This is a genomic window from Stenotrophomonas sp. GD03794 (assembly GCF_029842145.1).
GTDB lineage: Bacteria > Pseudomonadota > Gammaproteobacteria > Xanthomonadales > Xanthomonadaceae > Stenotrophomonas > Stenotrophomonas riyadhensis.
In genome coordinates this window covers 1-20,565 of record NZ_JAOCFV010000032.1, presented here as the reverse complement: position 1 = coordinate 20,565, position 20,565 = coordinate 1, and the positions used below count along the sequence as shown (strand labels likewise).

15 protein-coding genes are annotated in these 20,565 nt (G+C 66.8%); 5 read left to right on the top strand and 10 right to left on the bottom strand.

Features of this window, described 5'->3' with window-relative positions:
- The 6 genes from N5D91_RS16050 to N5D91_RS16025 all read right to left on the bottom strand — a co-directional run bounded on the left by N5D91_RS16050 (position 1) and on the right by N5D91_RS16025 (position 5,991).
- Complete coding sequence (locus tag N5D91_RS16050) at positions 1-837, bottom strand: alpha/beta fold hydrolase (protein ID WP_110711657.1); 837 nt, start codon at positions 835-837, stop codon at positions 1-3.
- A 79-nt stretch (positions 838-916) separates the two neighbouring features.
- Positions 917-2,296, bottom strand: a complete 1,380-nt coding sequence (locus tag N5D91_RS16045; RefSeq protein WP_005412674.1) for a sensor histidine kinase — start codon at positions 2,294-2,296, stop codon at positions 917-919.
- Positions 2,293-2,976 carry a response regulator gene (locus N5D91_RS16040; protein WP_014646433.1) on the bottom strand — a complete coding sequence of 228 codons (684 nt, stop codon included), beginning with the start codon at positions 2,974-2,976 and terminating at the stop codon, positions 2,293-2,295. The genes N5D91_RS16045 and N5D91_RS16040 overlap by 4 nt, the downstream gene beginning before the upstream one ends.
- Before the next feature lie 134 nt (positions 2,977-3,110).
- The gene (locus tag N5D91_RS16035; RefSeq protein ID WP_071228483.1) at positions 3,111-4,238 is read right to left on the bottom strand and encodes a metallophosphoesterase; all 1,128 of its coding nucleotides are present in this window, start codon (positions 4,236-4,238) and stop codon (positions 3,111-3,113) included.
- Positions 4,239-4,453: 215 nt separating this feature from the next.
- Positions 4,454-5,170, bottom strand: coding sequence for a hypothetical protein (locus N5D91_RS16030; protein ID WP_164161704.1), 717 nt, complete (start codon positions 5,168-5,170; stop codon positions 4,454-4,456).
- Positions 5,171-5,559: 389 nt separating this feature from the next.
- The gene (locus N5D91_RS16025; RefSeq protein WP_164161703.1) at positions 5,560-5,991 is read right to left on the bottom strand and encodes a helix-turn-helix domain-containing protein; all 432 of its coding nucleotides are present in this window, start codon (positions 5,989-5,991) and stop codon (positions 5,560-5,562) included.
- Positions 5,992-6,068: 77 nt separating this feature from the next.
- Between N5D91_RS16025 and N5D91_RS16020 the strand changes: the two genes are divergently transcribed.
- Positions 6,069-7,286 (top strand): MFS transporter, encoded by a 1,218-nt coding sequence (locus N5D91_RS16020; RefSeq protein WP_164161702.1) that lies wholly within the window; start codon positions 6,069-6,071, stop codon positions 7,284-7,286.
- 95 nt (positions 7,287-7,381) lie between these two features.
- On the opposite strand, the gene N5D91_RS16015 is transcribed toward N5D91_RS16020, so the two are convergent.
- Positions 7,382-8,797, bottom strand: coding sequence for a GGDEF domain-containing protein (locus N5D91_RS16015; RefSeq protein WP_279907585.1), 1,416 nt, complete (start codon positions 8,795-8,797; stop codon positions 7,382-7,384).
- 289 nt (positions 8,798-9,086) lie between these two features.
- Here N5D91_RS16015 and N5D91_RS16010 point away from each other — a divergent pair, with 289 nt between their 5' ends.
- Together N5D91_RS16010 and N5D91_RS16005 are read left to right on the top strand one after the other, a co-directional pair.
- Positions 9,087-11,336, top strand: coding sequence for a TonB-dependent siderophore receptor (locus N5D91_RS16010; protein ID WP_180854195.1), 2,250 nt, complete (start codon positions 9,087-9,089; stop codon positions 11,334-11,336).
- 180 nt (positions 11,337-11,516) lie between these two features.
- Entirely contained in the window at positions 11,517-12,497 is a 981-nt protein-coding gene (locus N5D91_RS16005; RefSeq protein ID WP_180854196.1) for a cation diffusion facilitator family transporter, read from the top strand.
- A gap of 38 nt (positions 12,498-12,535) precedes the next feature.
- Here N5D91_RS16005 and nfi read toward each other — a convergent pair whose 3' ends face one another.
- Complete coding sequence (nfi, locus tag N5D91_RS16000) at positions 12,536-13,210, bottom strand: deoxyribonuclease V (protein ID WP_180854197.1); 675 nt, start codon at positions 13,208-13,210, stop codon at positions 12,536-12,538.
- Between the two features lie 94 nt (positions 13,211-13,304).
- Here nfi and gpmA point away from each other — a divergent pair, with 94 nt between their 5' ends.
- Positions 13,305-14,054 (top strand): 2,3-diphosphoglycerate-dependent phosphoglycerate mutase, encoded by a 750-nt coding sequence (gene gpmA, locus N5D91_RS15995; protein ID WP_004150217.1) that lies wholly within the window; start codon positions 13,305-13,307, stop codon positions 14,052-14,054.
- Positions 14,055-14,262: 208 nt separating this feature from the next.
- On the top strand, positions 14,263-16,356 hold the full coding sequence (locus tag N5D91_RS15990) for a M13 family metallopeptidase (protein WP_180846346.1): 2,094 nt from the start codon (positions 14,263-14,265) through the stop codon (positions 16,354-16,356).
- 92 nt (positions 16,357-16,448) lie between these two features.
- On the opposite strand, the gene N5D91_RS15985 is transcribed toward N5D91_RS15990, so the two are convergent.
- Both N5D91_RS15985 and mfd read right to left on the bottom strand, forming a co-directional pair.
- Entirely contained in the window at positions 16,449-17,066 is a 618-nt protein-coding gene (locus N5D91_RS15985) for an HD domain-containing phosphohydrolase (RefSeq protein ID WP_032127517.1), read from the bottom strand.
- A gap of 44 nt (positions 17,067-17,110) precedes the next feature.
- Positions 17,111-20,565: transcription-repair coupling factor (gene mfd / locus N5D91_RS15980; protein ID WP_279922708.1), on the bottom strand; the 3,455-nt coding region annotated here is incomplete at its 5' end.

Below are 20,565 nucleotides of genomic sequence, written 5' to 3'. Positions count from 1 at the left end.
TCAGGCCACCGCCTTGAGGACGCCGCTGCGTTCACCGATTTCGGTGAAGAAGCGCGCGCTGCGGCGGATCACGTCGCGGCGTTCGCGGTCGATGGTGATCATGTGGTAGCTGTCTTCCAGCACCACCAGTTCCTTCGGGCCGCTGACCCGCGACATCACCAGCTCGGCATTGCCCATGCTGGCCACGTCGTCCTCGCGGGCGTGCATCACCAGGCACGGCGCGGTGACCTGGTGCAGATGGCGGCGGGTCCAGTTGCTCAGCGCACGCATCTCGGCCAGCGCATGCCAGGGGTTGCCCGGGAGGCCGGCGGCGGCGCTGTCGCCGGACAGCATGGCGGCACTGACTTGTGCACGCAGGCGCTCGTCACGCAGGCCGTACGGCGGTTCTTCCATGAACATGCGGTCGCGGCCGATGTTGAAGCGCTTGAACCACGGCAGGAGGAACGAGAAGCGGGCCACGGCGGGAATGTTCCAGCCGTCGTAACGGAAAGTGGCGCCGTACACGCCCACGCCGGACACCCACTCCGGGCGACGTGCCGCCAACGCCAGCGAAAGTACCGCGCCCATCGACAGGCCACCCACGAACAGCTGGTCGACCTTGCCGCGCAGGGCGGCCGCCGCATCTTCCACGCCCTGGTACCACTGTTCCCAGGTGGTCGCCAGCAGGTCATCCACGGTGCCGCAATGGCCGGGCAGCTGCACGCCGTGCACGGTGAAACCGGCATTGTTCAGCCCTTTGCCCAGCATGCGCATTTCCGCCGGGGTGCCGGTCAGGCCATGGACCAGCAGCACACCCTGTGGGCCACCGGGGAGGAAGAAGTCGTGCGATTCGGTCACCTGGCGGCTCCGGGACGGCAGTGGGGATGGCAGGATCGCAAGCGCGATTTTCGCCAGCCTTTCAACGCCCCGGACCGGGTCAGGGCGCCTTCAGCAGCGGCAGCGTGATGGCGACCTTCAATCCGCCACCGGGGCGGTTCAGGAAGCTCAGGCGGCCGCCGAAGTGCTCCACCGCCTCATGCGCGATGGCCAGGCCGAGGCCGGTGCCGCTGGCAGCGGTGCCCGGCGCCCGGAAGAAGCGCTCGCCCAGCCGTGGCATCACGTCGTCGGGCACGCCGGGACCGTTGTCTTCCACATACAGTTCGACATCATTGTCGTCCAGCGCGTGCACGCCCACCGTGACGGTTGCATTGCGGCCGGCATAACGCAGGGCGTTGTCGATCAGGTTGTCCAGCGCTTCCTGCAGCATGGCGCCGTTGCCGAGTACACGCAGCGGATGGGGACTGCCGCGGTAGCCCAGATCGATGCCATCGCGGATCGCCTCCGGTACGCGCATGCCGACCCACTGCGGTACCAGCTCGCACAGGTCCAGTGCCTCCACGGTATCGGGCACGGTCTGCGCCCGGCTCAGTGCCAGCAGCTGGGTGCTGACCCGGGCGGTGCGCTGGTTGAGCCGGCGGATGTGCTGCAGCGCCTCGCGCACAGTATCGGGGTCGCCATGTGCCAGTGCCTGGTCCACATGCAGGGCCATGCCCGCCAGCGGCGAACGCAGCTGGTGCGCGGCATCGGCGATGAAACGGTTCTGCAGGGTGATCATTTCCGCCTGGCGGGCAAACAGATCATCGATGGTGCTGATCAGTGGCTGGATCTCCTCGGGCACGTCGGCATCGGAGATCGGCGCCAGTTCGCCGCGGCGCTGCGCCAGGCGGGTCCTCAGCGGGGTCAGGATACGCAGGCCATAGGTCACGCCGAACCAGACCAGCGCTGCGGTACCCAGCGCCAGCATGGTCATCAGCGGGATGATGATCATCAGGATCTCGCGCGCACGCTGCCGGCGGTCGGCCATGCTCTCGGCCACGGTCACCGCCAGCTGGTCCTGCGGATCGTTCATCGCCTGCGTGCAGACGGTGGCCATGCGCACCTGCTGGCCATTGAGGTTGCCGTCGTACAGCGCCGGATGCACACCGGTGCAGTCCTGCGAAGGGGCGTACGGGCTGAAGTCTGCATTGCCGCTGAGCGTACCCATGCGGCTGCTGTCGACGTTGAAGTAGCGATGGCCGTCGGGGTCGTACTCGATCAGGAAGCGCGCCTGCGGAGACAGGTCGCTGGTCACCGGCATGGTGCTCAGCATCTGCGCGAACGAATGCGTGTCGTCGATCAGGTTGCGGTCGTGGATGCGGTTGGAATAGTCCAGCGCAACGTAGTAGGCCAGGATCGTGTTGAAGGTGAGCAGGCCCAGCATCGGCAACGCCAGGAAGGCGAGCAGGCGCCGGCGCAGGCTGGGTGGTCCACTGATCACGGGGCGCTGTCGTCCTGCGCGTCTTCCAGCATGTAGCCCAGCCCGCGCACGGTGCGGATGCCCATGCCGCCGGGCTGCAGCTTGCGGCGCAGGCGGTGCAGGGCGATGTCCAGGCCGTTGTCTGTGAGGTCCTGGCCCCAGTCGCACAGCGCTTCCACCAGTTGCGCGCGCGACACGATGCGCTCGGCGCGTACCGCCAGTGCCGACAGCAGGCCGAACTCGCGCGCGGTCAGTTCCAGCGACTGGTCGTCGATCCACACCCGGTGCCCGGCCAGATCGATACGCAGGCGGCCGATGCGCAGGTCCGGGTTGCCATTGCTGGTGACCCGCCGCAGCTGCGCACGCACGCGTGCTTCGAACTCGTCCAGCGCGAACGGCTTGACCAGGTAGTCATCGGCGCCCAGGTCGAGCACGCGCACGCGCTCGGCCAGGCCGTCGCGGGCGGTCACCACCAGCACCGCCAGGCCATCGCCGCGCTGACGCAGGCGCTGTAGCACATCGCGGCCATCCAGCTGAGGCAGGCCCAGGTCCAGCACCAGCAATGCGTACTGGGTCGAGCCCAGTGCCGCGTCGGCGTGCGCACCGTTGTCGACGTGGTCAACCACGTGCCCCTGCCGGCGCAGCGAGGCGCACAGGCCGGAGGCGATATCCGGGTCGTCTTCAGCAATCAGAACGCGCATGCGCGGGGGCTCCTGTAACGGTCAGGCCCACCGGATGGACGGGGTGGGCCTCTCTCGGCTGCCGAGGGTAGCCGCAAACCGGGTGAAGGTGGAGCGCGCCGCCGCCGCCCGGTGCCGTCGCGCTGTCCCTTCATTCAGTCCTGCAGGCCCGGCTCACCTGGCGCCAACGGCACCCGCGAGCCATCCAGCAGGCCACGGCTGAGCCTGCCATTTTCGATGAACAGCAGTTCGCCGTTCTCGCCGTTCTTGATGCTGCTGTCGATGGCGATCACGCGGTCGCCATGGAAGCTGCTGACGTGTGGCATCGAGGTGTGGCCGACCACGATGCGTTTGAGCTGCAGGCGGTCGAGTACGGTCTGCACCCCCGCGGTGTCGAGGCGGCCATCGAAGTAGCCGCGGTACCAGATCGGGCTGGTCTTGCCGTCATACAGCGGTGCGGTGGCCGGGTCGGCCTTTACTTCGGCCTTTGGCAGGCCCAGTGACGCCTGGTAGGCCGCATTGGTGCGCGCCGGGTCCAGCGCCAGCTGCACTGCCTCGGGCGAAATGCCGCCGTGCAGGAACAGGGTGTCGCCGATCTTCAGCAGCACCGGGCGGGTGCGCAGCCACTGCCCGATCACCGAATCGGCACCGTACAGCTGCGGGTAGCTGCGGCCGAGCAGCTGGGCGCTGCGCAGGTACTTCGGGTTGACGTAGCGCAGGTCGTCGTACAGCACCATGGTTTCGTGGTTGCCGAGCACGAAGTGGACCGCACCGCCGGCGGCGGCCGCCTGCTGCTGCAGGCCATACAGCAGCCAGAAGGCCTCGGTCACCTGCGGGCCGCGGTCGAACACATCGCCGGCGATGACCAGCGTGTCCTTGCCCAGCGCCCAGCGATCCTGGGCATCGATGACCTGGTGGGCGCGCAGCAGGCGCACCAGCAACCCGTACTGGCCATGGATGTCGGACAGCGCAACGATGCGCGGCACGGCCGGCAGCACGGAAACCGAAGGCGCATTCGGGGCAGCCACGTGCACCGTGTGCTCGTAGCCGCAGCGCGGGGCGATGTCGGTACCTGCGGCCTGCGTGGCAAGCGTGTGCGACTCGACCTTGTCGTCGCAGATCCACTTGGCCTGCAGCTGATCGCCCTGGCGGAACACATAGGGGCCATCGGCCTGCACGTGGTCGGCGGGCGCGGCAACCTCGCGGGCCTGCGTGGTTGCTGTGGCGCAGGCCAGCAGCGGCAACAGCAGGGCGGTCAGCAGGGAAGGGCGATCACGCGACATCGGCGGCATCCAGTGGCGGAAAGACCCGATGCTAACCGGCGCGGGTGTTCGTCGGTGTGCGCGAATGGGCGGATCATGGAGGTGAAGTCGTCTGGATAGGCCATCGGCAAGAACGTCGACCGGGGACCCAGAAGGCCCGTCGTGATGCCGCGTATCCGCGGATTACGTTGGCATGTGACCGACCGTGCGATCCTGCCGCGCGGGCCCTTGGAGTTTCAATCGGCCATCTCTCGCTCTAGCTTGCGTTGCGAGCCCCTCTCTGAAGCAAGTTTCAGCAATGTGGAGATCTTCTCTAGCTTCCCTGCAAAGATAATCACGATCACTGCTCCCGCCAGCAAACCCAAGCTGCAACAGGTGATCAGAAGCTTGGCATCTGACACCCACTGCGCGGCCTTGTCGCCGTTCCCGGTGCTCAAGAGATTGATGATCAGTGCGCTGATGGCGGTTGCTGCAGATGCCAATCCAGCACGCCTTGTGAGGAGCTTGGATTCCTGCTCCAGAAGCTTTGAGCGCTGGTCCAAGTGCTGGGTATTGCAGTGCGAAAGATCCTCGGCAAGGGCGGAATCTGCGTCAGCAGAGACATCCACGCGATCCGCCATATTGTTGAAGCCATGCCTGAATAGCAGAAAGAGCTGGATGACCTGAATTACAAAGAATACTAGCCCCAGGAGCATGATAATCCCCGTCAGCGGGAGCACGATCACTTTGGCAGCCTGCTGAGTGATCTGATCTGCCTTCAGAAGTGCCATGCATCCAAGGCTCAGAAGGAACAACGCGACCATGCTGCCAACTACGTAGTTTTCCGCCTTGCTGAGGGGTATAACCTGCTTCGGACGTTTGATGCGAAGCAGCAAGATGCGGGTGCTGGGGATCTCAGGGTATTGGTCTTTGTCTATCATGTTTGATGCACGGGCGGAATGGGCCTCGAGCATCGGAGATCTTCGTCTCAGATACTGAGATGACTTTGATAAGGCCGATCAAATTGCGTATTTGTCCGCTGCAAAAGAACTAGAACGTCGTACTTGGGTTGAGCACATCTGAAAATTTCAATCTGCCCTTTTGATTGGGCTGGTGGTGATGAGTGACCTAGAAGTGGGTAGATCAGCGAGTGCTGTGTTCGGCACGGTGGCGTTCGAGCTGTGGGTGCAATGCGCCAATTGCTTTGGAGGCGTCGTGTGCCACGAGGGCAAGCTCAAAGACGCTTGAACAAAAGCCTACTGGGCCGAGGTATGAGCAGTGGTCATCGTCTAGCATCACGAGTAGAGAGCACCTTACGAGACGTTGTAGAGGAACCGATCCTCGTCTGGCGGAAGCGCGCGCTTCAGACGAGCTTGAGCACGACCGTCTGGCCTGACGCGAGAGCATGACCAGCTGCGTCTAGCGGCTGCATGTAGGGCAGCGGCCGCCGCGTCGCCGATTCGATCAGCTGTGAATGGGCTTCACCGGCCTCGAAGCGATGGCGTTCACCCCATTGGCGCAGCGCGACCAGCAGCGGGAACAGTTCCTGGCCAGCGGCGGTGAGCACGTATTCCTGGTAGGCCGATCCATCGGAGGCCGGCTGCAGCTGCAGGATGCCGGCCTCTACCAGCCGGCGCAGGCGGTCGCTGAGGATGTTGCGGGCCGCGCCGAGGCTGCGCTGGAAATCACCGAAACGGGTGACGCCATCGAAGGCATCACGGATGACCAGCAGCGCCCAACGGTCACCGAGCAGATCGGCGCTGCGGGCGACGGGGCAGGGGCTGTCGGTGTGCATGGTGGACCTCTCTGATGTGGTTGCAGTTTAAAACCAATGGCAGTAGCCTGCATCAAGTTTCAAATTGCAACCACGTCATGAGTGCCACATCGCTTCCCCGCCCACTGCTGGTCCTGCTCGCGGTTGCCGCAGGTGCCAGCGTTGCCAACGTCTATTACGCGCAGCCGCTGCTGGATCAGCTTGCACGCGCCTTTGCGCTGGACCGGGCCGTGGCTGGCGCGGTGCTGGCTGCTACCCAGGCCGGTAGCGTGCTGGCGTTGCTTGGCCTGCTGCCGCTGGCGGACCGTGGTGACCGGCGACGCCTGCTGCGGCTGCAGTTGATCGCATTGGTGCTGGCGCTGCTGTGGCTGGCAGCGTCACGCACGGCGGGCTGGCTGTTGTCGGGCATGCTGCTGGCCGGCTTGCTGGGCACGGCGCTGACCCAGGGCCTGATCGCCTATACCGCCATGCTGGCACCGCCCGAGCAGCGCGGTCGCGTGGTCGGTGTGGTGCAGGGCGGCGTGTTCATCGGCCTGCTGCTGGCGCGCGTGGTGTCCGGTACGGTGGCGGCGGCCTTTGGCTGGCAGATGGTCTACCTGTTGTCAGCGATGGTGATGGCGGGGTTGGCGGCGCTGCTGTGGCGGCGCCTGCCCCCAGTACCGGTGCCGTCGGTTCCCCCACGCTGGCGCGAGCTGCTGGGCTCGATGCTGGGCATGCTGCGCCGCGATCGAATGCTGCGCGAACGCGGGCCGCTGGCACTGCTGCTGTTTGCCGGCCTCAATGTGTTCTGGGCGGCGGCACCCTTGCCGCTCTCGGCGCCACCGCTGCATTGGTCGACCGCCGCCATCGGTGCACTGGGCCTGGCCGGGGTGATCGGTGCGCTGCTGGCGGCGCGGGTAGGGCACTGGATGGACCGTGGTTTCGCGCATCCGGTCAGCGTCGGTGCGCTGTTGTTGATGCTGGTTGCGTGGTGGCCCTTGCTGGGCCTGCCGCAGTCGCTGTCGTTGCTGCTGTTGGGCGTGATTGTGCTCGACCTGGGTGGGCAGGCACTGCACGTATCAAACCAGGCATTGCTGCTGCGCGCGCCGGCTGAACAGCATGGACGCCTGGTGGCTTTGTACATGCTGTTCTATGCGGTGGGCAGTGGTGCCGGTGCAGCGGCCGGGCCGTGGATGCAGGCGCGCCATGGCTGGCCGGCGGTATGCCTGTTGGGGGCGGGCATCGCGTTGCTGGCGCTGCTCTGGTGGGCAGCGTGGCGGGTGGTGGCGGTGAAAGCAGCGGCCGGCGGCCGTATCGGTAGTGCCGGCTGTCAGTAGAGTCGACTGTCAGTCGACTGCTCTTCGCCCTGCGTGCGAAAAACCCCGCGGTGCGCGCGATAGTCGACCCGCGGTCGACTCTACCTGTCCTGCCGTCATCGCTGCAGTGCGCGCCGTCCCGGGGCTTCCTGCAGGTCCGCACTGGCCACCACCACGCGGTTGCGGCCGCTGCGCTTGGCCTCGTACATTGCCGCGTCGGCACGGGCCATCAGCCGCTCGTAGTCCGGATGGCCATCGTGGCCGGCCACGCCGATGCTGGCGGTCAGTGCCAGCACCTGGCCGTTGGCCAGTACCACCGGCGACTGCGCGATATGCCGCCGCAGGCTCTCGGCGATCACGGTCGCCTGCGATTCGCTGGCAGCCACCAGTACCACCACGAATTCTTCGCCGCCATAGCGGAACAGGTAGTCGCTGCCGCGCGTGAGCTGGCCGAGCAGGCCGGCGACGTGCTGCAACGCGCGGTCGCCGGCATCGTGGCCGTGGCCGTCGTTGATTGCCTTGAAGTGATCCAGGTCGAGCAGCAGCAGCGAGAATGGTGTGCGGTTGCGTGTGGCCAGCTCGATTTCCCGGCGCAGCACGGTGGGCAGGAAGCGACGGTTGAGCAGGTTGGTCAGCGCGTCGCTGCCGGCATCCAGTTCGCCGATGCGCTCGAACAGCAGTGTCATCAGGGTGCGGATGGCGGCCAGGTCCTCGCGGATGGCCGGCAGCACCGCGAGTCGCTGCGCCGGAGCATCGCCGCTCGCGCGCTGCAGGTGGCCATCAATGCGGGCCATCAACTGGCCCACCTGCTGCGTTTCGCTGCTTTCGCCGAAGCTGGGGATGCCCTTGTGGGTGAACCACAGGCCGAATTCCGAGGTGGCGAGGCTGGCGCTGTCACTGCCCTGCACATGGCCGGCCAACGCGTAGAGCAGGGCGTTTTCCCAGTCCAGCAGCAATGCGCGCTGGCGCTCGCGTTCGGTGCTGACGTTCTGCACCAGCGAGAACAGGCGGTAGGCCGCATCGGCTCGGGTCGAGCGTTCGCGCGCATGGGTGTAGGCCAGGGTCATGCCTTCCATGGCGATGTCCATGATCGCGCTGAGGCAGTCGATGGCGGCGAATGCGGTGTCGCTGTCCGGCGCATCGTCGCGCAGGCGCACGAACAGTTCGTGCTTGAGCACGCGTGCGCCACGGGTGACCAGGTCGACAGGAATGCCGACCCGGGCGTGGACATCGCCGATCACCCGCTGTGAGGCGACGGTGGTGGCGATACCGGCGGCATCGGTGGTCAACAGTTGCACCAGCCAGCGTTGCATGGCCGGTTGCAGGCGCAGCTTGACCTGCTCGTGGGACAGGAAGCGGCGTGCCCGCCCATCCTGCAGCAGCACTTCATAGAAGCGCTGGGCCAGCGCGGGTGGGGCATCGGTAGCAGCGGCCTTGAGCAGCGCGGTGGCGGCAGGGCCGGCCTGCAGCAGACACTGCTGCCAGGCCTCGGCCAGCGGCTGGCTGGCATCGTCCAATTGGGGTGGTTCCACGTCGATCTCTGACTGCGTACGGCAAACCACGGGTATCGGCCGCGGCGGCATACGGTTGATGGCGGGTTAGCCGGCCAGTTTACGCGCGGTGCAGGGTTGCACGGTGCGCAAACCACATCGGCGCCGCTGCGGCAATGAGTGAACGCATTTGAGAATCAATCGCATTGATGGGAGAATGCGCGCACGGAACGGGCTGCAGGTGCCTGCTGCAGGACTGCTCCGCCTCCCCCTCGTCGTTGCCTCAAGCCCTTTGCCAGAGGCCCCGTAGCCCTGCCAGAAGGTCCTGATCATGTCCCCTGCCGTTGTCCTTTCGCCGCGCCCGCTGGCGCTTGCCGTTGCCGCCCTGCTGGCCGGCAGCGCTCTGACCGCCCACGCCGAAACCGACGCCACCGATATCGACACGGTGCACGTCACCGCCTCGCAGATCGCGCGCCAGGCCCTGGGTACCTCGACCATCACCGCAGAGGACATCGCCAGGCGCCCGCCGGCCAACGACATCGCCGAGCTGCTGCGCACCATGCCCGGCGTCAACCTGACCGGCAACAGTGCCTCGGGCCAGTACGGCAACAACCGCCAGATCGATCTGCGTGGCATGGGCCCGGAAAACACCCTGATCCTGGTCGACGGCAAGCGCATCGGTGCGCGTGATGCCGTGCGCATGGGCCGCAGCGGTGAGCGCAATACCCGCGGCGATACCAACTGGGTGCCGGCGGAAATGATCGAGCGCATCGAAGTGCTGCGTGGCCCTGCAGCGGCACGTTATGGCTCGGGTGCTTCCGGTGGCGTGGTCAACATCATCACCAAGCGCCCGACCGGCGACCTGACCGGCGCGGTCGACCTGTATGGCCTGGTGCCCGAGCACAGCGCCGAAGGCGGCAGCGAGCGCGTCGGCCTGCAGCTGAGCGGGCCGATGACCGACACCCTGTCGTTCCGCCTGTACGGCAATCTCAACAAGACCGACGCCGATTCGCTGGAACTCAATCGTGACTTCGCGACGAATCCGAACGCGGTGCCGCCGGCCGGTCGCGAGGGCGTCAAGAACCGCGATGTCAACGCGCTGCTGCGCTGGGACATCACCGCCGATCAGGTGGTCGAATTCGAAGCCGGCACCAGCCGCCAGGGCAACATCTACGCCGGCGACCGCGCGGTCAGCACCACCGGCACGTCGACCGGGATCGATCTGGCCGCCCTGGCCGACGACAAGGCGGAGACCAACCGCATGTACCGCAACACCGGCGCGATCACCCATCGCGGCCGCTGGGGTGACGTGACCTCGCGGGTAACGGCCGCGGTTGAGGCGGTCAACAACTCGCGCATCAATGAAGGCCTGGCCGGTGGCCCGGAAGGCAGCTTCAACGGGACCGACTGGTCGACCTCGCGCCTGCGCAACTACCAGCTGGACGGCGAAGTCAGTTTCCCGACCACGCTGGGTGGTGCCGAGAACATCTGGACGCTGGGCTTTGAATACCTGGACAGCCGCCTGACCGACCCGTACTCGATGAGCCAGTCCAGCAGCAGCGGCGGCGGCATCCCGGGGCTGTCGGCCGATCGCGCACGCGGCAAGTCCGACGCGCAGACCACCGCCGTGTTCGTGGAAGACAACATCTACCTGGGCGAGCGCTGGATCGTCACCCCGGGCCTGCGCTTCGACCACCACAGCCAGTTCGGCAACAACACCAGCCCCAGCCTCAACGCGCAGTTCCGCATCAACAGCGACTGGGTGGTGAAGGGCGGTATCGCCCGTGCATTCAAGGCGCCGAACCTGTACCAGTCGAATCCGGACTACCTGTACTACACCCGGGGCAATGGTTGCCCGAATGCACTGCCGAGCCTGGGCGCCGGCTGCTACATGCGCGGCAACTCGGACCTGAAGGCGGAAACCAGCCTGAACAAGGAACTGGGTATCGAGTGGGCACCGCAGAGCGGCTGGCAAGCGTCGTTGACCTACTTCCACAACGACTACAAGGACAAGATCCAGGCCGGGTACAACCAGATCGGGCTGACCGCCGACACCAAGGGTCGCATCTTCCGCTGGGAGAACGCACCCAAGGCGATCGTGCAGGGGCTGGAAGGCAACCTGGTGGTCCCGCTGCTGGGCGAGCAGGGCAACCGCCTGAAGTGGAGCAACAACTTCACCTACATGGTGGAGAACGAGAACAAGAGCACCGGCCAGCCGCTGTCGGTGATTCCGAAGTACACCGTCAACACGATGCTGGACTGGCAGGCCACCGACAAGCTGTCGGTGCTGCTGACCGGCACCTTCTACGGCAAGCAGAAGCCGGCCACCACCAACATCAACAATGATCCGCGCTGCACCGGCACCTGCGATCCGTCGATCGCGCTGCAGGACCGTGGTGCGTACAACATCTGGGGCGTGAGCGCGCGCTACAAGGTGACCGAGACGGTCAGCTTCGGTTTCGGCGTCAACAACCTGGCCGACAAGCGCCTGTTCCGCGAGGCCAACAGCAGCGATGCCGGCGCGGCGACCTACAACGAGCCGGGCCGCGCGTACTGGGCCAGCCTGCGCTTCGGGTTCTGACCGCAGGCGGACGTCGGTCCGCTGCGTCCGCCAGGCGTGGCCTGGCGTTGCCGGCCGCGCTCCGGTAGCGCCGGGCCATGCCCGGTGAGGGACCGCGTGGCCTGCAATGTTATAAACACCGTGATAGTTTCCCAACGCCCTCCGGCGTAGCCTGCCTCCCATCGCAAAGGAGCTGTTGCCATGGGCCACGACCACGATCACCTGCCATCCGAGATCCGCCACGAGAAACCCTTGTGGTGGGCGCTCGGCCTGACCTCCACCTTCCTCGTCGTCGAAGTGGTAGGCGCGTTCTGGACCAACAGCCTGGCGCTGCTGTCCGACGCGGCGCACATGGCTACCGACGCTTTAGCGCTGATGATCGCGCTGGTCGCGGTGCGGCTGAGCCGGCGCCCGCCGGACGCGCGCCGCACCTACGGCTATGCGCGCCTGGAAGCGCTGGGCGCGATGATCAACGGCGCGATGCTGTTCGTGGTTGCCGCCTACATCCTGTGGGAGGCAGTCGGGCGCTTCCGTGAGCCGCAGGAGATCGCCTCCTCCGGCATGCTGGTGATCGCGGCTGCGGGCCTGATCATCAACCTGATCTCGATGCGCCTGCTGCAGGCGGGCAGTGGCGAGAGCCTCAACGTGAAGGGCGCCTACCTGGAAGTGTGGGCGGACATGCTCGGCTCGGTGGCGGTGATCGCCGGTGCGTTGTTGATCAAGTGGACCGGCTGGAAGCCGATCGACCCGATCCTGGCGGTGCTGATCGGTTTGTGGGTATTGCCGCGCACCTATGTGCTGATGCGCGAGGCGATCAACGTGCTGCTGGAAGGCGTGCCCAAGGGCATGGACGTGGCCAAGGTGCGCGACAGCCTGTCCGGCCATGCCGCCGTGCTGGACGTGCATGACCTGCACGTGTGGGCGCTGGCTTCCAGCACACCGGCGCTGACCGCGCACATCGTGATGCGCGACGGCACCGACGCCGACGCGCTGCGCCGCGAGCTGGGCGGACGCCTGCACGATGACTTCGGCATCGAGCACGTGACGCTGCAGATCGAAGCGGACCATTGCGGCGAAGCCTGTGGTGAGCCGGCGCCGGCCAAGGGCGGCGAGCACGAGGGCCATGAAGACCATGACCACGGCGAGGACGCGCAGGGCCATCGCGGCCACGTGCATCGCTGATCGAGGGTGACGACCGTGCCGGGTGATGCCCGGTGCGGTCATTCGTCCCGTCGCGAGGCCCGCCGGTCCGCCAGCCGCGTCGGCTCCGGCAGCCGGTAACCGCGCAGCGTGCGCTGTACCCAGTCCAGCGCGGTATCCGCACTGACCCGATGGCCACCGGCCACGAACAGCGGCTTGCAGCGAATCTTGCTGCGCAGCACCCAGCCCAACTGTTCATCGCCATCCAGCAGCGGCGTATGCGCACCGGCCTCGGCGCCCGGTTCGACGAACCTGCCCACCAGCTTCGACTTGGCCACGCCGATGCTCGGCAGGTCGGTGACCACGCCCAGATGCGCGGCCACGCCCAATCGTCGCGGGTGGCTGATGCCATGGCCATCGACGAACACCAGGTCCGGCGTATGCGGCAGCAGCGCCAGCGCGGCCAGCAGTGCCGGCAGCTCGCGGAAGCTGAGCAGTCCGGGGATGTAGGGCATCACCGTGGGGATGCGCGCGATCTCCTGCGCCAAGGGCTGCAGCGTCTCCGCATCCAACAACACCGCCGCGGCGCGGGTGATGGCGCCATCGTCCTCGAAGCCGACATCCAGCCCGGCCAGCCAGCGCACGTTGCGTGGCAGGCGGTCCTGGCGCTCCACGCGGCCGGCCAGCTGGAGCTGCTGCGCGCGTGCAGCGGCGACGCTGCCTTCCCAGCGCCCGGGGTCGATCACCGTATTCATTGGTCACAGCATCGCATGCGCGGTGCCACGGCCCGGTGAGCGGCGGCCGGGGCTACAATGGCGGCCTGTCTTTCCTCGCGTTGGAGACCCTGCAGTGACCCGTAAACTCGTACTGTTGCGCCATGGCCAGAGCCAGTGGAACCTGGACAACCGCTTCACCGGCTGGGTCGATGTCGACCTGACCGAGCAGGGGCGCCGGGAAGCGGCTGCCGCCGGTCGCCTGATGCGCGAGGAAGGCCTGCAGTTCGACGTCGCCCACACCTCCGTGCTCAAGCGCGCCATCCACACCCTGCAGGGTGCACTGGCCGAGCTGGAACAGGACTGGCTGCCGGTGAACAAGTCCTGGCGCCTCAACGAACGCCATTACGGCGGCCTGCAGGGCCTGGACAAGGCCGAGACCGCCGCCAAGCACGGCGAGGACCAGGTCAAGGTGTGGCGTCGTTCGTACGATATCCCGCCGCCGGCCATGGACCTGGAGGATCCGGGCCACCCGATCCATGACCGCCGCTACGCTGGCCTGGACCGCAACGCGCTGCCGGGCACCGAATCGCTGGCCACCACGCTGGACCGCGTGCTGCCGTACTGGCACGACGCCATCGCGCCGCAGCTGAAGGACGGCAAGACCGTGCTGGTCACCGCCCACGGCAATTCGCTGCGCGCGCTGTACAAGTACCTCAACAACGTCTCGCGCGAGGAAATCCTCGAGCTGAACATCCCGACCGGCATCCCGCTGCTGTTCGAACTGAACGACGACCTGACGGTGAAGTCGTTCCGCTACCTGGGCGACCCGGAAGCAGCGCGCAAGGCCGCTGAAGCCGTGGCCAACCAGGGCAAGGCGAAATAAAACAGAAGGCCGGCGCAAGCCGGCCTTCGCTTTTTGTAGAGTCGAGCCATGCTCGACTGCTGTTGGCCTCTTGCCGCAAGGACAATAAACCCGGAACGGAGAGCAGTCGAGCATGGCTCGACTCTACATAAGCGCGTCCTGTGACCTTTGGCCGGTCCCACCGCAGGCCTCCCCGGCTACCCTGTGAAATTACCCGCAGGAGAGCCTCATGAACGTCCGCAACCTGGTCCCGCTGGGCCTGACCATCGCCATCGCTGCCTCGCTGGCGGCCTGTGGCAAGAATGAAACCGCGCCGGCGGCCAGCGCCGACGCCAAGCCGGCCTTCGACCTGTCGCAGATCAAGACGCCGCTGATCTCGCTCAACAGCGCCGACCTGGATCCGGCCATTTCGGCCTGTACCGACCTCAATGGCTTCGTCAACAGCAAGTGGCTGAAGGCCAACCCGGTGCCGGGCGACCAGACCACCTGGGGCAGCTTCGAGATCCTGCGCGAGCGCTCGCTGGAAGTGCAGCACGCACTGGTGCAGCAGGCCGCGGCCAGCCAGGCCAAGGCCGGCTCGGTGGAAGCCAAGATCGGTGACATCTGGAAGACCGGCAACGATGAAGCCAAGATCGAAGCCGCAGGCCTCGCTCCGCTGCAGCCGCAGCTGGACAAGATCACCGCGCTGAACGACACCGCCGCCATCACCCAGTACCTGCGCGACAGCCAGGCCGAGGGCAAGGGCGTGCTGTTCTCGCTGTTCGCCAATGCCGACTACAAGGATTCGGCCAACGTCATCGCCTATGTCGGCCAGGGCGGTCTCGGCCTGCCGGAGAAGGGCTACTACTTCGATGACGCGCAGGCCAAGATCCGCGATGCCTACGTGGCCTATATCGCCCAGGTGCTGACCCTGTCCGGCGTGGACGCCGCGCAGGCGGCCGAGCAGGCCAAGGCCGTGATGGCCTTTGAAACCCGCCTGGCCAAGGCCTCGATGTCGCGCATCGAAATGCGTGACCCGGCCAAGCGTTACAACCCGCTCAGCGCCGCAGACGCCGACAAGCTGACCCCGAACTTCAGCTGGACCGCGCTGTTCGACACCCTGAAGGTGCCGGCCGCGCAGAAGTTCTCGCTGGCCCAGCCGGGCTTCTTCGGTGAAATGGACAAGATGCTGGCCGATGTGCCGGCCAGCACCTGGCAGGCCTATCTGCGCTTCCACACCATCGACGATGCTTCGCCGTACCTGAGCAGCCAGTTCGAGAAGGCCAACTTCGAGTTCTATGGCAAGACCCTGCGCGGCCAGCAGGAAATGCAGCCGCGCTGGAAGCGCGTGCTGGAGTCGGTCAACGGTGGCATGGGTGAAGCCCTGGGCCAGCTGTACGTTGACGCCGTGTTCCCGGCCGAATCCAAGGTGGCCATGCAGCACCTGGTGGAGAACCTCTCGGTGGCGCTGAAGGCGCGCCTGGAGCAGCTGCCGTGGATGGGCGAAGAGACCAGGAAGAAGGCGCTGGAGAAGTGGGCCAGCTTCACCCCGAAGATCGGCTACCCGGACAAGTGGCGCGAGTGGACGGGCCTGCAGACCAACGGTGACAGCTACCTGGGCAACATGCAGGCCGCGCGCGCGTTCAACTACCGCTACATGCTGGACAAGATCGGCAAGCCGGTGGACAAGACCGAGTGGGGCATGACCCCGCAGACCGTCAACGCCTACTACAACGCCACCAAGAACGAGATCGTATTCCCGGCCGCCATCCTGCAGGCGCCGTTCTTCGACGCCAAGGCCGATCCGGCGCTGAACTACGGCGGCATCGGTGCGGTCATCGGCCACGAGATGATGCACGGCTACGACGACTCGGGCAGCCAGTTCGCTGCCAACGGCAACTTCGACAACTGGTGGACCGACGCCGACCGCAAGGCCTTCACCGAACGTACCGACCAGCTGGTCGCGCAGTTCGATGGCTATGAATCGGTGCCGGGCGTGTTCGTGAAGGGCAAGCTGACCCTGGGCGAGAATATCGGCGACCTGGGCGGCTTGACCGTGGCCTACGACGCGCTGCAGATGGCGCTGAAGGAAGATCCGAAGGCGAATGTCGAAGTCGATGGTCACAGCCAGGACCAGCGCTTCTTCATGAACTGGGCCACCGTGTGGCGCCGCAACTTCACCGACGGTGAGCTGCGCGTCCGCCTGAACACCGACCCGCACGCGCCGGCCAACTTCCGTGCCAACGGCGCGCCGTCGAACATGCCGTCGTATGCCGCTGCGTTCCAGTGCAAGGCCGGCGACGCGATGGTGCGTGCCGACGACAAGCGCGTGGTGATCTGGTAATCGATCGCACGTGATGCGTGATGCAGAAGGCCCGGCGAATGCCGGGCCTTTTGTTTGTCTGATCGGTAGCGCCGGGCCATGCCCGGCGGATCTCAGGCCAGCGCTGGTTCCTGCGCCAGCATGCGATGGAAGCGCTGCAGCACATAGGGATCGATCAGGCCGCCGGACTGCTCGTCGATGATGCGCAACGCAGTCTCGCGTTCCATCGCTGCGCGGTAGGGGCGCACGCTGGTCATGGCATCGTAGGCATCCGCAACGGTGACGATGCGTGAGCCCAGCGGAATGCTCTCGCCACGCAGGCCGTCGGGATAGCCGCTGCCATCGAACGCTTCATGGTGGGCGCGAATCAGCCGCGCGACCGGTGCCGCATCGCTGCGGCCGGTGGCCAGGAAGATGTGCTCGCCACGCACCGGGTGCTCGCGCATGATCGCGCGTTCCTCGTCGGTATGCCGGCGCGGTGTCAGCAGTACATCGTCGGGGATGCCGATCTTGCCGATGTCGTGGAAGCGCGCGGCCAGGCCGATCTGCGAGCAGGCATCGTCATCGAGATCGCAGTGCGTGGCCAGGCGCTGCGCGAGCAGTCCGACGCGATCGCAGTGGTGGCGGGTGTAGGCGTCGCGCATCTGCAGCGACATCGAGAGGGCATCGATCAGGCAGGCCTGCGCGTGCAGCAGGTCGGGGGCGGGTACGGCGTCAGGAAACATGGTCATCCGCCCGCACCGGGTGGGGACCGGTGCGAGGTGTTCTGGGGCGATCAACCCGGGGCGAGGGTGGTCAGAAGGGCGCGGGCCGCATTGAAGCGGTCTTCCGGCAGCGGCAGCGGGTGCTTGATGCGCAGCTTGTCAGGCCCTTCCATGGCGTACAGGTTCGGTTGTTTCTGGATCAGCTGGATCACCGCCATCGGGTCGATGTTCGGCTTGGACTCGAACACGATGCGGCCACCGTTCTCGCCCAGGTCCAGCTTGCGGATGCCGAGGGTGTTGGCCTTCAGCTTCAGCTCGGCAATGGCAAACAGGTGCTTGGCCGCATCCGGCAGAAGCCCGAAGCGGTCGATCATCTCCACCTGAAGTTCGCGCAGCGCATCACTGTCGCGCGCGCTGGAAATGCGCTTGTACAGGGTCAGGCGGGTGTGCACGTCCGGCAGGTAGTCTTCCGGAATCAGCGCCGGCACATGCAGCTCGACCTCGGCACCGCGCACTTCCTCGCCGGCATCCAGGTCGGGCAGCTTGCCCTGCTTGATGCTGCGCACCGCGCGCTCCAGCAGTTCGGTGTACAGGCTGAAGCCGACCTCGGCCATCTGCCCGCTCTGGTCTTCGCCGAGCAGTTCGCCGGCACCGCGGATCTCCAGGTCGTGCGTGGCCAGGGTGAAGCCGGCGCCCAGCTCGTCCATCGACGCGATCGCTTCCAGGCGCTTTTCGGCGTCCGGAGTGATCGAGCGGCGGTCGGGGGCCACCAGGTACGCGTAAGCGCGGTGGTGCGAACGACCGACGCGGCCACGCAGCTGGTGCAGCTGGGCCAGGCCGAAGCGATCGGCGCGGTTGATGATGATGGTGTTGGCGTTGGGGATGTCGATGCCCGACTCGATGATCGTGGTCGACAGCAGTACGTTGAAGCGCTGCTTCTGGAAATCCAGCATCACCTTTTCCAGCTCGCGCTCGGGCATCTGCCCGTGGGCGATGCCGATGCGCGCCTCGGGCACCAGCTCGGACAGCTCGCGCTGCATGCGGCCGATGCTTTCCACGTCGTTGTGCAGGAAGTACAGCTGGCCACCACGCGCCAGCTCGCGCTGGAAGGCTTCGCGCAGCAGCGCGTTGTCCCACTGGGTGATGAAGGTCTGCACCGCCAGCCGGTTCGGCGGCGGCGTGGCGATGATCGACAGGTCGCGCAGGCCGGCCATGGCCATGTTCAGCGTGCGCGGGATCGGCGTGGCGGTCAGGGTCAGCAGGTGCACGTTGGCGCGCAGCGCCTTCAGCGCTTCCTTCTGGCGCACGCCGAAGCGCTGTTCCTCGTCGACGATGACCATGCCCAGGTCCTTGAACTTCACGTCCGGCTGCAGCAGGCGATGGGTACCGACGATGACGTCGATGGTGCCGGCGGCGACCTTCTCCAGCTCGGCCTTGATTTCCTTGGTGGTCTTGAAGCGCGACAGCACCTCGACCTTCAGCGGGTAATCGGCGAAACGGTCGCGGAAGTTGCGGTAATGCTGTTCGGCCAGCAGCGTGGTCGGCACCAGCACGGCCACCTGCTTGCCGGCACTGGCGGCGGCGAATGCCGCACGCACCGCCACCTCGGTCTTGCCGAAGCCAACGTCGCCGCAGACCACACGGTCCATCGGCTGGCTGCTGGCCAGGTCGCGCAGGGTGGCGTCGATCGCGGCCAGCTGGTCCGGCGTTTCCTCGAACGGGAAACCGGCGGCGAACGGCTCGTACATCGCGCGGTCCACCTGCAGCGCCAGGCCGGCACGGGCCTGGCGGCGGGCCTGGATCTCCAGCAGCTCGGCGGCGACGTCGCGCACCTTCTCGGCGGCCTTGCGCTTGGCCTTGCTCCACTGTTCGCCACCGAGCGAATGCAGTGGCGCGGTTTCCGCCGACGCACCGGAGTAGCGGCTGATCAGGTGCAGCTGGGCGACCGGCACATACAGGCGGTCGCCCTTGGCGTACTCGATTTCCAGGAACTCGCCGGGCATGCCGCCGACGTCCATCGCGATCAGGCCACGGTAGCGGCCGACGCCATGGTCCTCGTGCACGATCGGCGCACCCTCGGTCAGTTCGCCGAGGTCGCGGATGATCGCTTCCGGCTCGCGGCCGGCACGGCGCGTGCGGCGGGTGCTGCCGGCGCGCTCGGGGAACAGCTGGCGCTCGGTCAGTACCGCGATGCGCGGGTCGTCCAGTGCGAAGCCATCCTCCAGCGGCGCCACCGCGATCGCGAAACGCGCATCGTCGGCGAGGAAGCTGGGCAGGTCGGCCACCACCGGCGGCTTCAGCTCGGCGGCCTGCAACACTTCCAGCAGGGCCTCGCGACGCCCGGGCGAATCGGCGGCAATCAGCACCCGGCCCGGATAGTGACCGAGGAAGGATTTCAGCGCATCGCCAGCGGGGGCTTCGCGTGCGGCCACCGGCAGTGGTGGCAGCGGCTGGTCACCCAGCGCGTGCGCATCGGCAATGCGGGCGTGCTCGGGTGCCCAGACCTCGATGCGCGCGGCATCGTTCAGTCGCTCGCGCAGCAGCTCCGGCGACAGGTACAGCGCCGACGGCGGCAGCAGCGGCCGTTCCACATCGTGGCGGCGCTGTTCGTAGCGCTCGCCGGTCTGCGCCCAGAATGCTTCAGCGGCTTCGCCGGCCCCGGCGCAGACCACCGGCAGGCTGCCGTCGGGCAGGTAGTCGAACAGGGTCGCGGTGCGTTCGAAGAACAGCGGCAGGTAGTACTCGACGCCGGCCGGGGCCAACCCGGACTTCAGGTCCTGGTACAGCGCGCTGCGCCGGGTATCGACATCGAAGCGCTCGCGCAGCGTGGCCAGCACGCGGGCGATGCTGGCCTCGTCCATCGGCACTTCGCGGCCAGGCAGCATGTGCACCGCCTCGACCTTGTCCAGCGAGCGCTGGCTTTCCGGATCGAAGGCGCGGATCGAGTCGATGTCCTCGTCCAGCAGCTCCACCCGCAACGGCTCGTCGGCGCCCATCGGGAACACATCGAGCAGGCCGCCGCGCACGGCGAAGTCACCCGGGTCCATCACCTGCGGCACGTTGCGGTAGCCGGCGCTTTCCAGACGGCGCTTCTCGGCTTCCAGGTCCAGGCGCTGGCCGACCTTCAGGTCGAAACTGCCACCGATCACGTAGCTGCGCGGGGCCAGCTGCTGCAGCAGGGTCTGCACCGGCACGATCACCAGGCCGCGCTTCAGCGTGGGCAGGCGGTGCAGGGCGGACAGGCGCTGCGAAATGATGTCCGGATGCGGGCTGAAGCGGTCGTAGGGCAGGGTTTCCCAGTCCGGGAAGGCCACCACCGGCAGGGCCGGATCGCCGCCGAGCAGGGTCTGCAGGTCGGCTTCGAGCTGGTTGGCACCGTGGTTGTCACGGGCGATCACCAGCAGCGGGGCGTCGTGCGCACGCGCGGCCTGGGCCAGATACCAGGCCAGGGCGGTCGGCGAGGCGGGGGCGCGCCACCAGGCGCGGAGCTGGCCGGCGCGCGGCAGCGGCGGGGCGGGGTATGAGG